This is a genomic window from Pseudomonas sp. PvP028, from assembly GCF_017832255.1.
GTDB classification, from domain to species: domain Bacteria; phylum Pseudomonadota; class Gammaproteobacteria; order Pseudomonadales; family Pseudomonadaceae; genus Aquipseudomonas; species Aquipseudomonas syringae.
The window spans coordinates 1,791,281-1,805,905 of sequence record NZ_JAFIBL010000001.1 but is presented as its reverse complement, the minus strand read 5'-3'; the positions used below and the strand labels follow the sequence as shown (position 1 = coordinate 1,805,905).

General features: G+C 58.0%; 6 protein-coding genes. 1 reads left to right on the top strand and 5 read right to left on the bottom strand.

Going from position 1 to position 14,625, the window contains the following annotated elements:
* The first annotated feature begins 735 nt into the window (after window positions 1–735).
* Window positions 736–7,866, top strand: coding sequence for a PI-PLC X phosphodiestherase-like domain protein (locus tag JOE34_RS08000; RefSeq protein ID WP_209996845.1), 7,131 nt, complete (start codon window positions 736–738; stop codon window positions 7,864–7,866).
* Between the two features lie 2 nt (window positions 7,867–7,868).
* Here JOE34_RS08000 and JOE34_RS07995 read toward each other — a convergent pair whose 3' ends face one another.
* The 5 genes from JOE34_RS07995 to JOE34_RS07975 form a co-directional block, all read right to left on the bottom strand.
* Window positions 7,869–8,666, bottom strand: coding sequence for an electron transfer flavoprotein subunit beta (locus JOE34_RS07995; RefSeq protein WP_209995501.1), 798 nt, complete (start codon window positions 8,664–8,666; stop codon window positions 7,869–7,871).
* Window positions 8,656–9,876 carry an electron transfer flavoprotein subunit alpha/FixB family protein gene (locus tag JOE34_RS07990; RefSeq protein ID WP_024665612.1) on the bottom strand — a complete coding sequence of 407 codons (1,221 nt, stop codon included), beginning with the start codon at window positions 9,874–9,876 and terminating at the stop codon, window positions 8,656–8,658. The genes JOE34_RS07995 and JOE34_RS07990 overlap by 11 nt, the downstream gene beginning before the upstream one ends.
* A complete protein-coding gene (gene dgcB, locus JOE34_RS07985) occupies window positions 9,876–11,837 on the bottom strand; it encodes a dimethylglycine demethylation protein DgcB (RefSeq protein WP_209995499.1) in 1,962 nt (653 codons plus the stop codon). The genes JOE34_RS07990 and dgcB overlap by 1 nt, the downstream gene beginning before the upstream one ends.
* Window positions 11,838–11,990: 153 nt before the next feature.
* Complete coding sequence (gene dgcA / locus JOE34_RS07980; protein ID WP_004415601.1) at window positions 11,991–14,051, bottom strand: dimethylglycine demethylation protein DgcA; 2,061 nt, start codon at window positions 14,049–14,051, stop codon at window positions 11,991–11,993.
* A gap of 15 nt (window positions 14,052–14,066) precedes the next feature.
* Window positions 14,067–14,597 carry a DUF5943 domain-containing protein gene (locus JOE34_RS07975; RefSeq protein ID WP_003393682.1) on the bottom strand — a complete coding sequence of 177 codons (531 nt, stop codon included), beginning with the start codon at window positions 14,595–14,597 and terminating at the stop codon, window positions 14,067–14,069.
* Between the last annotated feature and the right edge of the window lie 28 nt (window positions 14,598–14,625).

The following is a 14,625-nucleotide window of genomic DNA, read 5'->3' as shown; positions in this document are numbered from 1 at the left end:
CGGTGACGATGTAATAATTGAACGACTTATCCACAGCGCCCAAACAGCGTTTATGGGTAAGTCGTTTTTCATGGACCCGGAAATAGCCAGGACAACAACGACTTAACGTGGAACACCTTAGGCACAGAGCCTGTATGTTTTTTAACCAAATCTCTGTAGAGCTTCATTTCATTGGGCTACAGACGAGCACGAACACCTTATCCACAGAAGCGCCAACAGACTTTGGGTACAACTTTATCCAGATCCCTAATCCGCTGTGGACAATATCTGAAATGGCCAAAAAAACCTCGCTTTCTAGAAGATTTCACGAGCAACACACGACTCTGATCATTTTTTGAACAATAGTTCAAGACCCTCTAAATATAAGGCCTGCAGACAACCACGAACAAGTTGTCCACAGCCAAACCAACAGAGATTGTGGGCAAAGTGAGCGTTTGAAGGAACGCACCTGCACGCTTATCCACAAAAAGCTCAATGGAAATAACAACTTGGAATTGATCAATTTTTGAGCGCTATGACACAAGCCACGTCCCACCGGAGTTTCAGGGATTAACGAACACTTTATCCACAGGCACACGCACAGGGATTGTGTGTAAGTCCACCCAGGCGGGGAGTCACGTCAACCTATCAAGGTTGCGAGTATCTCGATGCGCGCCATGCGCATAGGTTCGTCTTAGCGCTCTTCTATTCAATCAAAGACGCAATTCCGAGCCACTGCGAATGGACGCGATCACCATGAAAAAATACCAAAGGACTGTATGGTCAGTGGCGTTCGTCACAGGCCTGCTAGTGGCCTGGCTCGTCAGTGCTGCACCAGATAAGGGCCCCTCCTCTACAGCATCACCAGCGGCGTCGGCTGCGCAGGTGCAGGCCGTCGGCGTAGAAGTGAATGCGGGCACGTTCGAACAACCACGACTGGCCGGAGAACCCGCTTTCAAGGGAGCCGTGTTCTTCGCCCAAACGGGCCAGTTTGCTGCGTTCTACATCGCAGCCTTCGACAGCCAGCCTGAGCAACTCGATCCAGCCCTTCCAGACACACCCCATTCGACGGAATTCTGGACCTATGCAGGTCAGCATTCAGGTCTGGGCCCTGACCTGAAGCCATTCGACGAGCCAACCCGAGAGGGGGCACTGCACCGGGCAATGATCGAAGGCAAAAACGCCTTGCTGAGCTCGAAAATCAACGGAGCCCCCGGTCCGCAAACGCCCTATCCGGTGACAGCACAGAGCAATGATTTTTGGGACTTCATCGGATTCTTTGACAAGCCCGGCACGCCTGAAGCGATGAAGACCGATCAGGATCTGGTATGGCCTGGCGTCTTCGTGTATTTCGAACAGTCCAAGACCGTATATCTGGCGCAGCACACCGGACGCCCAAGCGTCGATAGATGGCCTGCACCCGACACAGAGCAAGGCGCTGGGTACTGGAAGTTGGCGGGAACCCGGTCAAACATTCCGGCCGCCCTTACCAAGCCCTGGACCGACATGAGCGTGTCGCAAGGCTCTTATTACCGCAACCCGCTGACCCCGCTACGCAGTCGCTACTACGCCTCCACGTTTATCGGATTTGCGCCCCTTCTGAACGCAGAATTCCCAAGCGGCCCGCAAAGCAATCAGTACTGGGATTATCGGGGTGTACATGAAGGCTCAAACATAGACCAGAAGGCCTTTGGAGAAAACACGGCGAAAAAACTGCATCGGGCCAAAATGCAGGGCAAATGGGTTTCGTTCGTGGCCCATTTCTCAGGGCCGGTTGAACAGCCTTACCCGACGTCGCCCACCAATACCACTTATTGGGGAGTGCATCACATCACCCAGAATGCCGGAACCTGGTGGGACCCCAGGACTGATCTGGACACCGACACTTGGGTAGGCGCTATCCATTCAACACCGCTGGGCCAGGGGAAAGCACTGTACCGAGCGCTGAAATCCTGGACCGCGCCCGAAACCGGCTGGGATTACAGCCAGACCGACGAGTTTCAGTCACTGGGGACTTCCCTCCATGCAGGAACAGTAGCCGACCCGAAGACCCAACAAGAATTTACCTGGCCCGGTGCAGTGCATGAAATGCTGATCGACCACAACCCGGTCTATTTTGTCTCGCTGGCAGAAGGCTTTCCCTCCGAGCATGACTGGCCGCTGCCAGTCACACCAGAAAGCAACGAGCATTGGTCATATATTCCGGAGATAAAACCGCTGGGCACTTTCGAAGCCCCGAGGCGCTTCGATGACTACAGCCAGGCAGGTTCGGTCTACGTGGATGACACTGTTCCAGGCTCGCGCACATTCTATGTTTCCAATTACGAAGGCTATCCCGCCAACGATCTCGACAGCTTCTCGACGGTGGGTACCGTCGATCCTTATTGGATCTACGCAGGCAGGCATGCAGGCACATGGAGTGACTTCAAGCCTTTCGATGACATCACCCGGGTCGGTGCACTGCACGAAGCCTCGATCAAGGGTCAGCGTGTAGCGCTGCGCTCACTGTTCGACGGCATGCCCTCTGCCGCGACGCCTTACCCAAGTGATCTTGCCAGTAACACCCACTGGGAGTTCGTCACCGTGTTCAAACACGCCGGTACGGCAGACGATTTCAAAGGCCGTGATGACGCCACATGGCCGGGCGCGCTGCACCTGGATGAAGATCAGCACCTCATTTTTGCGGCCCGGCAGCAGGCTCAACCGGTTGCAGGGGGGTGGGTTTATCCGGTGGGCGAAACAAGTGATGATCAATGGAGCTACGTGTCCTCACTCAACGGCGGCACCGCCGAAACGCCACGCGAACGTAACGACATCAACACGCCCGGCGCAATCTTTGCCGACCAGCTTGGCCTGACCCGTCAAAAACTCTTTCGCAGCAGGTTTTCCGGATTTGCCCAGGATGCAGGAGCGATATATCCCGCCGGTGAAGAGTCCAACGACTTCTATGAGTACGCCGGAGAACATGCAGGCACTTTCTCTGACCCCAAACCCTTCACCGACCCTACCTGGCCGGATGCGGTACACGTGGCCACCATCAATGGGCAACGGGCGTTTCTCAAATCGAAGATGACCGGAAAGCCCTCTTCGCAAACACCCTACCCCGAAGGGCTGACAAGCACAGACTTCTGGGAATTCATGTTTACTTCCGATCAGGCCGGCACTTACGCCGACCCCAAATCATTGAGCGGCCAAACCTGGATTGGCGCTGTTCATGAGTACAGCTCATCAGGCAGGAGCCAGCTTTACATCGCTCAGCAGTCGGGAAACCCGATCGCCGACAATTGGCCTCTCCCGACTGCGGGCGACACAGAGTATTGGAAAGTGATGGGCCTGGTGCGACACAAAGGTACTTTTGCCGATCCGAAAGGCTTGGATGAAATGACCAGCCAAGGGTTGATTCACGCCACTACTATTGAAGGCCAAGACGTCTACTACCGCTCCCTCGCACGAGGCGTACCTCAAGCCAATAACTGGAGTTACCCCGCGCCCGGGACTGACAACGAACACTGGGAGTCTCTGGGCGCAAACGTTCCAGAAGGCACCTGGGCCGATCCGAAAGGCTCCTCCGGTTTCACATCGCCCGGAAGAATTCATGCGGTGCAAGCCAGAGACCGTACGCTGTATCTGCTCTCCAAAGTCGATGGGCTGTTTGCGGAGAACGACTGGCCGATCCCGCTGGACGGAGAAAATGATTACTGGACAGTGGTCGGGGCATCCAGGCATTCGGGCGAGATTATCGATCCCAAGGACCAGCAGGAAGTGACCTGGACCGGTGCCATCCACATGAGGCAAGACGAAAACACCAGACGCTATTACAGCTCGAAAATTGTGGGCAACCTGGCAACAATCGGCGCCGACCATCCCCTGCCTGCGGCGGAAACCGACAATGCCTGGTGGTCCTTCATAGGCCGGGCTGCCCACGCTGGCACGCAGAGCGATCCGGTCCAGTCGGGTGAGGTGATCAGACCTGGAGAAACCGTCAGGGTTACCCGCACAGCAGACGAGTATTATCAGGCTCGTTTTGCCGGGGTTTTCAACGCTGAACGCGCACTGCCCGACTCGCAGAAAGACAATGAAGACTGGTCGTATATCGGCAAAAGTGCGTTCGCCGGCACCTTGCAATCACCCAAGGATGCTTACGAAATCACCTGGCCTGGCGCGATTCACCGCTTTGAAGTCGATGGAAAGGCTTACTTCGCAAAATCCCTCGTAGAGGGCGCACCTGGCCAGGACGGATGGCACTATCCGGCACCGCCTGACAGTAACGAGCAATGGTCTTATCTGGACATGGGCATTCACGCGGGCAATTGGCTCGATCCGAAACCTGACTTCGATGCAACCTGGCCCGGCGCACTGCATGTGTTGAAGCTCCCCACCGGCATTGGCGAAGGCTTTACCCGATGGTTTTACAGATCGAAAATCTGGGGGTATGTCATGGACGATGAATACGGCTATTTGAACCCGAACAACTTCGAACACGTTGGTTATTCGATTTTCCAGGGCACGCTGAACAGTCCCAAGATGTTCGATCAACCCACCTGGGTGGGCGCCATCCATCAGGATCTGAAAACACAGTTTCTGTTCGAGGCCAAAAAATCCGGCCAAATGGGTGTAGAGGTAGGCGAACACCCAACGACGCCGACGGATAACGAGTCCTGGCACTTCCTGGGCATCAGCAAGCACTCAGGCGTCTTGCGCGATCCCAAAGAATGGGACGAATATACCTGGCCCGGCCGGCTGCACCGCTATGAGCATGGTGGCAAAACACTCTATTTCCATGCACAGATGACGGGGACACCCTCAGACCATTACTGGTACTACCCGACCGATGAAAGCAGCACAGAGCAGTGGGCCTATTACGGCACGACGTTGCATGCAGGCACTTTTGCCGACCCTCATACAGCTGACGAAGTCACGTGGGGCGGAGCGATTCATCGCGTAGAAAAAGACGGCATACGCTTCTATTTCAAAGCGAGGATCGCGGGTATACCCAACGAGCAGAACTGGGCCTACCCCACAAGCGCCACGAGCAATGAATATTACATATACATAGCAACCGCAAGACACGCCGGTACCATCAGCGATCCCAAGGAGGTGAACGAGCCCGTCATACCCGGCGACTATGTAATAAAAGCGCGTAAGGACGGTGATTATTATTTTATAGCCAAAAACAGCGGCGTTCCTTTAGCGAACAACTGGCCGTTCCCCGCGGGACAAGTAGACACCGAAAACTGGGTTTTTTATGGTATTTCGAGAAACCCAGGTACGCTCGATGACCCCAAGGAGTGGGACGAAGTCAGCTGGCCTGGTGCCGTGCATGTGCGAAAAGTCATAGGGATGCGTTTATTTTTTAGCGTAAATTCCGATAGGGAAGGCATACCTTCTCAGGACAAATGGACCCTGCCTCCGAGCCAGCCGCTGGACGCTGACGAAGTGAAGCCTCCGGCTCCAGAACCAAAGTATCCCGCCTGGAAATTTCTTCAGGTCACGCACCTTAACGGAACACGCGACCAACCCAAAAGCCTGTCTGACTGGACGCAGAACGGCCTTATCCATCAGACAAGCATTGATTATCAAAACATGTTGTTCACGTCGAAATTTACAGGGAAAAAAGACTACCCCCAGGATAAGCCGGCTAAAGAAGATCCCGTTGACGACAAGAGTTCTACGTGGTGGACGTTCTTCAGCAAGGGACAGGGTACCTTCAAAGAGCCCAAAACCTGGTACGACTACGCCTACCCGGATGATATCTACAGCTACGACTACCAAGGCGAGCGGCTGTTATTCCGCGCTGAAAAAGAAGGTCGTCCAGCCGCCCATGGCCGGTACTTTCCAACCTCGGAATACAGTACGGCAGACTGGACATACCTCTACAGAAATGAAGGTAATTACGCCGATCCCAAAACATGGAACGAATTTACGCGTAAGGGGGAAATTCATCGTCACGAGGTTAATGGCCAAGCCTTGTTCTTCCAGGCCTTGCACGAAGGCAGCCCAGCCAGACTTAACTGGTACTACCCGGCGGGTGGCACCAACAACATGTACTGGACCTATGTCGGCAAGCATGCGGGAACATGGCAGGATCCGAAGGAATGGGACGAACCTACTTACCCCGGTGCCATTCACGCGCAGAATAACATCACCTTTTACCGTTCGAAATTTTCCGGCAACGCGGCCGCGCATAACTGGTCTTACCCGACCTCCGGAAAAGAAAACGCCCAGTGGTTCATTGTCAACAAAGATGCCTATGCAGCACCGGGCATCAATGACTTTACCAAGACATTCGATCAGTACACATGGGTCACCGCGCACAACGCCTATCTGGACGCCTATAACCCGCAATTGGAACGTGGTATCAGAGGGTTCATGCTGGATATCCACTTGGATAGGGGCGATTACAATGGGCAAAAACAAGTTCGGGTATGCCATAAACCGGCGGACGGCGGATGCTGGTCGACCGCTCCCTTGTTAAAAGATGTGCTCAAAGAGTTCATTGTCTATTTGAAGAAAGACCGAAACGCCGTTATTTCCCTGCTGTTCGAATCGACATTGACCTCAGACCAGCTGCGCCCGGTGCTGGAACAAGTCCCTGAAATAGCCGACTACAGCCATGTGTCCAACGGCGACAGCTGGCCAGTACTGGGGGACATGATCGACACTAACAAGCGCCTCGTCATGTTATCGCAAGGAGAGGTGGCGAAGCGGTACACGCTGGCCGGCAAACAAGCCGAGGTTCTTTGGGCACCCAAAACGCAGGTTGAGAATACCTACGATCTGGGTGCAACGTCGCTGGTTCATGACTGGCAATGCAAAAGCCGCTTCCCTTCCATGGACCTTTCACTGCGTCGCCGTGACGGCCGCCTGCCACGGTTATTCGTTCTCAATCAATTCCATTCCTGGGGCAGTACCACGCTGCATGCAGGAGACATGGACAATAACCTGACCTGGTTGCAGCGCCGGGTGGAAAACTATTGCGGCGAAGCGACCGGTTGGCGCAAACCCAACTACCTGGCCATTGATTTCAACCAGGTGGGTGACGCACTTCCCTATGCCGCAACGCTATCTCAAGGCGGTCTTTATTTCTATGAAGACAACCGGGCCAACCGTGCAGAGGACACTTCCTGCGTAGTGCCGGTCAATCAGAGCGGGGGTACCAGCGGCGTTCAATATGACCTGAAGCTTGCCTCGCGCGGGTGTGAGAACGACGAACTCAAGTCAATGGAACTTGAGGGTGTTCGAGCGGGCACACGTATTGAACTGTACGACAACCCCAACGGTGACCGGCAGGATGACTTCACAATCATCGACGTCAAACAATCGATCCCCATGGGCAAAAGGGTGAGAATCGATTCATTCGAGGGCACAAGCGATACGTTCTATTACCGTAAGCTCGCCTCTCGCAATAACGGGCTCGACGGTAAGGTTTCACGAATAAAAGTGTTTAACAAGCCAGACGACAACGACATCAGCGACGCGAGTATTGTGTTCTATGAAGGCAATGGGGCAACAGAGAATATTGTCTGCACGGTCCCCTTCAACGTCGACAGGCAATTCAAGATGGGCAGTGGCAATAACAGCTACGGCTGCGACAACGATGAAATGCGCTCTGCCAAAATACTCAAGGCCGGCAAGGGATCGTGGTTTTCGGTAACTGGCAAGCCGGATGGAACCTTTGGTCAAGGCTTCACAGAAGTGAGGTTCAAACGAGCCATTTTGGTACCCATCACGATTCCGAGTTTCAATCGCAGTTACGAAAACGCGGATGTCAAAGTTGCAGTCAGCCATGGCGGTGGTCTGGACGGGAGTGTTTCCTATGCCTACTTCGGGCCCGCCTCCGAACAGAAAGGCAAACCGCCCATCAAAGAGGCCAGCACAGGACCCTAGTCTTACTTTACGACGCCCTCATCAATCAACAGCTTCAGAATCGCGGCTGCGCCCTCTTCAGGGCGCAGCCCCTTAAGCACCTGGCCCCCGCCGCCACTGGCCTTGGCAGTCGCGGCTTTCATACGGTCCGCGCCGCTCTTGGCCTTGATCACTTTCAGGCGTTTGGGCCGCGGTCTGGCGGGCTGCAGCGATTGGTGCGTCAATAACTCATCGGCAACGACCTGAACGATTTCGGTGTCCAGCGTGCCACGCTGTGCAGGCCCGAACGCGCTCTGTCGAGGTTTGGGAGCTGCGTTATCCACAGTGGCCAGAAACGGCAGACGAACCTTCAGCCGGCGACGCTGGCCGCGAGGCAGAGCCTGCAAGACCAGCGCGGTGCCGTTGTTCAGCGACTCGACTTCAGCCAGACCGGTCACCAATGGCCAGCCCAGCCTCTCAGCCAACAGAAAGGGCAGCATGCCCGACCCTTCACCGGTTTCAGCCTGGCTGCCAGCCAACACCACCTGTGCGGCAGAATCCCGGAGGTAGTCAGTCAACGCAACCAGCGCATCGGCGCCCTCGGGTTGCTCCAGCACATGCAGCTCGTTGAGCCCCATGCCAAGGTAAGCACGCAGCGCCGGTTCTTCGGCATTGCCGGCGTGCAGCACCTGCAAGTTATCCCCAGCCAATTGCAAACCGAGCTCGACGGCCCGCGCATCCTGTTCAGCGCGGCGCGCACGACCTGATGTCGGATGCGCCCCGATGGACACCAGACTGATGATCTGTACCGCATGCTTATCCACAGACACTTCAGGCTGCATCGCGTTTACCTCCGCTGCGCCAGGCTTCGACTGCGGCGATCAGCGCCGTGAGCACTTCGGCGCTCTCGCCGATGACCGATAGATCAGCGCGCTTGACCATGTCGCACCCCGCATCCAGATTGATCGCAATGACCTTGTCACAGGCGCCGATACCCTGCAGATGCTGGATGGCCCCAGAAATACCGACGGCAACGTACACCCTTGCGGTCACCCAGGTGCCACTCGCGCCGACCTGCCGCTCGCGGCCCATGAAACCGTCGTCCACCGCCACCCGCGACGCCCCTTCGGTGGCCCCGAGTGTCGAAGCGGCTTGATGAAACAGGTCCCAGTCCCTGACGCCATTGCCGCCAGACAGAATGAATTCGGCCTCAGCCATGGGGATAACTCGGGGATCGACGGCTACCGCCCCCAGGTCCTCGATACGCGACAGACTGCGCGCCACGCCTGTGGACAACTCGACCGGCAATACCTCGTGGCGGGTTTCGCTGACCGGTTCGGCGCACTCCACAGCGGCAAGAATCAGGCGCGCCAGAGGCCGGACCAGGTCTTCGCGGCCAGCGCCTGCCCGACTTATGCACAATTGGTCCTTGACCTGCCAGACCCGCGTTGCAGGTCGCTCGCCGATGCTGGCGGCAAAACGTCTTCCCAGCTCGCCACCGCCGCTGCGGCTGTCCGGCAACAGCCAATGGCGCGGGTTGAACTGATTATCCACAGCCCGCAAACCCTGCACGCGCTGTTCCGGTGAATAACCGTCGAACCCGGCACCGTCGATAAGCAACAGCCGATCCACGCCGGCGGTGTCGAATGCAGCTTCCTTGTGTTCGCCGAACACCACCGCCAGCACGGCACCGTCGGCCCCCGCCAACTGACGCGCCAGCCCCAGCAAGTCGCGGTCGTGGCTGCTCAGGCGACCGCCGACCATATCGGGCACCACCGTGATATAGAACGCTGGCTCGGCCACCGTATGCAGCGGCAGCTGCACATCGGCAGCAACCGAACGCTTGACCGCGCCGCCCTGCTGCAAGCCGCTGCGGTCAATGCGCTTGATACCGTTGGGGCCGATAAAACCCTGACCATGCACGTTTTTGCGCATCAGGCCGTTCGGCCCCATCCAGCTGTTTTGCGCCGGCTGCATGGCCGCATGCAGTGGGTGCAGTCGATTTCGGGCGATCCACTCGGCGCGTGGATCACGGCGGATAATGTCACTCATCAGAGCACCTCCGCGGGTTCACGTTTGGCAGGCGTTGGCGTGCTGGGGACAACGTCCTCAATCAGAGCATCGGCCACCAGTTCGGCAATGTCCTTGATCAACGGTCGCGGTTCGACAACGCCTTCGAGCATGGCCGTGCACTGTGGACAACCTACCGCGACCAGCTCGGCAGCCGTTTCACGGATGTCGTCCATGCGCATGTCGGGAATCCGTTGTCTGCCGGGAATGTCAGTGATCGGCGCGCCGCCACCGCCACCGCAGCAGCGGGAACGGAAGCCCGAGCGCTGCATTTCCCTGATCTCGATCCCCAGCGCATTCAGCACTTCACGCGGCGCCTCGTACTCGCCGTTGTAACGGCCCAGGTAGCACGGATCGTGATAGGTCACGCTGGCGCCTTTGTGCTGGCCCAGCGTCAGGGCGCCGTTGCGCACCAGCTCGGCCATGAAGGTGCTGTGATGCTGCACCTGATAGTCACCGCCAAAAGCGCCATATTCGTTTTTCAGCACATGAAAGCTGTGCGGGTCGCAAGTCACGATACGTTGGAAACTGTACTGGGACAGGGTCTGAATGTTGCGTCGGGCGAGCGTCTGGAAGGTCGCTTCATCACCCAAACGTCGCGCCACGTCGCCGCTGTCGCGTTCTTCGAGGCCCAGCACGGCGAAATCCACACCGGCCGCCTTGAGGACTTTGACGAACGCGCGCAGGGTGCGTTGGTTACGCATGTCGAACGCGCCATCACCCACCCAGAACAGCACATCCACGGTTTTTTTCTCGCTGAGCAGCGTCAGGTTCAGATCCGCCGCCCAGTTCATTCGCCCGCCCGGCGCAAACCCGCCGGGGTTGTCGGTGGCGATCAGGTTGTCCAGCACTTCGGCGCCCTTGTTCGGCGTTGCGCCTTTTTCGAGGGTCAGGTGGCGGCGCATATCGACGATGGCATCGACGTGCTCGATCATCATCGGGCACTCTTCGACGCAGGCCCGGCATGTGGTGCAGGACCACAGCGTTTCGGCATCCACCAGCCCGTTGACGATGGGTTGATGAGGATTGCCGCCATGCTCGCCCAGCGGCTTGCCTTTGCCGTCCAGCGATGGATACGGACTGCCCGCAAATTTTGCGTCAGTGCCACCGGCAAGGCCGACCACCATGTCCTGAATCAACTTTTTGGGGTTGAGTGGCTGGCCTGCCGCAAACGCCGGGCAGGCAGCCTCGCACTTGCCGCACTGCACGCAGGCGTCGAAGCCCAGCAGTTGATTCCAGGTGAAATCCTGGGGTTTCTCAACGCCCAGCGGCGCGCTGCGATCGTTCAGGTCCAGCGGTTTCAGGCCCGTAGAACGTCCGCCACCAAAACGCTCGGCCCGGCGATGCCAGGCCAGGTGCAGCGCCCCGGCGAAGGCGTGCTTCATCGGCCCGCCCCAGGTCATGCCGAAAAACAGTTCGCTCACGCCCCACAGTACGCCCAGCCCAAGAACGACCACCAGCACCCAGCCGCCGAAGTGCTCTGGAAGAATGCCCGCCACCGGCAACGTGACCAGAAAAAAGCTCGCAGAAAACGCCATGAGGCTTTTCGGCAGGCGCATCCACGGCCCTTTCGACAGACGCGCAGGCGGGTTGAGACGACGAAGATAGACAAACACCGCACCGACAAACATCACCGCCGTCATCAACAGCAGCGCATAGCCAAGCAGGCGATTATGCAGACCGAAACCGTGCACCAGAATCGCCAGCACAATCGAGGCCACCGCGCCGCCTGCGGTGGCCACGTGGGTGTTGGCGATGTATTTGTCACGCGCGACCACATGATGCAGATCGACCATGTAACGCTTGGGCATGGCCAGCAGCCCACCCAGCCAATCGACTTTCGAGGACCGACCGTTGCGCCACAGGGTTACCCGCCGCCAGGCGCCCAGCGCCGCAAGGGCCAGGGCGCTGAACAGCAGGATCGGAAGAAGGGTGTCTAGCATCTGAAGCTCCAGGTACCAAGCGGTCTTGCAGTCCGGGTGACGCTTCGCTGATTCGCAAAATTGTGGATCAGACAACCCGTATGTCGACTGATCCATCGCATTCGCGAACGAGTTCGCTCCTACGGCCTGCGGCCAGAATCAAAGCCGCGAGCCTTAAAAGTCTTTGCACAGCCGCAAGCCGTCATAGATCGCCGCGTGGGTATTACGCTGCGCCACGCAATCGCCGATACGAAACAGCAGGTAACCGTCACCCGGCTGGCTCAACGATGGCTGTGGCTGAATGGCGAACAGCGCGTCGATGTCAATCTGGCCCTTGTTGCGCGAACCCTCCTTGAGCGCGTAATAGATCGCTTCGTCCGGGCGCACGCCGTTTTCCACCACTACCTGATCGACGACCCGCTCTTCCTTGGCGCCGGTGTATTCGTTCTCCAGCACCGCCACCAGCTTGTCGCCCTCGCGATAGACCTTTTCCAGCATCATGTCGCCAGTCATGATCACTTCCTTGGGGTACATGCTGCGGTAGTAGGTCGGGAACGAGGTTCCGCCAATCGCCACGCCCGGCTTGATGTCATCGGTGACGATTTCAACCTGGCAGCCCTTGTCGGCCAGAAAGTCGGCCACCGACATGCCGGTAAACTCGCAAATCGTGTCGTAGACCAGCACGTTCTTGCCCGGCGCCACCTTGCCGTCCAGCACATCCCAACTGCTGACCACCAGGCCTTCAGCGGCCCCCCAGTGTTCGTTCTGCTCCAGAAACGGATGACCGCCGACCGCCAGCACCACGATGTCCGGGCGCAGGTCGAGAATGGTTGCCGCATCCGCGGCGGTCCCCAGACGCAGGTCGACTTTCAGGCGCGCCAGCTCCAGCTGGAACCAGCGCGTGATGCCGGCGATCTGGTCGCGCTGCGGTGCCTTCGATGCGGTGGTGATCTGCCCGCCGATGAAGTCCTTTTTCTCGAACAGGGTCACGTCATGGCCGCGTTCTGCAGAGACGCGCGCAGCTTCCATCCCGGCAGGACCGGCGCCGACCACCACGACCTTGCGCCTGGGTCCGGCGGATTTCTCGATGATGTGCGGCACGCCCATGTATTCGCGGGACGTGGCGGCGTTCTGGATGCACAGCACATCCAGGCCCTGATACTGGCGATCGATGCAGTAATTGGCGCCGACGCATTGTTTGATCTGATCGATCTGGCCCATCTTGATCTTGGCGATCAGGTGCGGATCGGCAATGTGCGCACGGGTCATGCCGACCATGTCGACATAACCGCCTTCCAGAATTCGGGTTGCCTGGTTCGGGTCCTTGATGTTCTGCGCGTGCAGCACCGGGGCCTTGACCACTTCCTTGATCCCGGCCGCCAGGTGCAGGAACGGCTCCGGTGGATAACTCATGTTGGGAATGACGTTGGCCAGGGTGTTGTGGGTGTCACACCCAGAGCCCACCACGCCGATGAAGTCGATCATGCCGGTGTCGTCGTAATACTTGGCGATCTGTTTCATGTCCTCGTGGCTGAGGCCATCGGGATGAAACTCGTCGCCGCAGAGGCGCAGCCCCACACAGAAGTCGGGGCCGACTTCCTTGCGCACCGCCTTGATCACCTCCAGACCGAAACGCATGCGGTTCTCGAAACTGCCGCCCCACTCGTCGGTACGCTTGTTGACGCGCGGGCTCCAGAACTGGTCGATCATGTGCTGATGCACCGCCGACAACTCGACGCCGTCCAGACCACCGGCCTTGGCACGCGCCGCAGCGCTGGCGTAATTGCCGATCACCCGCCAGATTTCTTCGGGCTCGATGGTTTTACAAGTTGCCCGGTGTACCGGCTCGCGGATGCCCGATGGCGACAGCAGGGTCGGCCAGTGATCGCCATCCCAACGTGAGCGACGGCCCATGTGGGTAATCTGGATCATGATCTTGGCGCCATGCTTGTGCATGGCGTCGGCGAGGTTCTGGAAGTGCGGGATGATTCTGTCGGTCGCCAGGTTGACCGACTTCCACCAGCTTTGCGGGCTGTCGATGGCCACGCTTGAAGAGCCGCCACAAATGGCCAGACCGATGCCGCCCTTGGCTTTCTCCTCGTAGTACTTCACGTAACGATCCGTGGTCATGCCGCCATCGGTGGCGTAAACCTCGGCGTGCGCGGTGCTCAGCACGCGATTGCGGATGGTGAGTTTGCCGATCTGGATCGGCTGGAACATCGCTTCGAAAGCCATAACCCGATCCTCGATTTACAGCGGCTTAACGACGAACAGACCGTCGTCATGACCTTCTTCGGAACCACCGTAAACCTGCTCGGCAACCGTGCGCACAGCGCTGCCGCTGGCAGCGAGGATCTGATCCATGGCCCCGGCGAACCAGCCGGTGAACATGTAATCGACCTTGCGCCCGACCTTGCCGTAGACGTACACGAAACAGGAGTGTTCCAGCTTCACACTGGCAGTGCCTTTCTCGATGTCGATGTCCTGGATCTTGAACAGGCCCCAGCCACGCTGCGACAGGCGCTTCATGTAGTGCTCGAACACCGCAACGCCTTCCAGGCCATGGCATTCGGCTTCCTTTTCGCACCAGTGCCAGGCGGATTTGTAACCCGCCTTGTAGAGGATGTCGGCGTAGGCATCGGCGCCCAGCACCTCCTCGATGCCCCTATGGTTGTTGACGAAAAAGTGCCGTGGCACGTAGAGCATCGGCAACGCATCGGAGGTCCAGACGCCGGTTTCGCTGTCGACTTCGATGGGCAGTTGCGGGGCGATTTTAGCCATGGCGGTCAAACTCCAGATGATTCGGGCT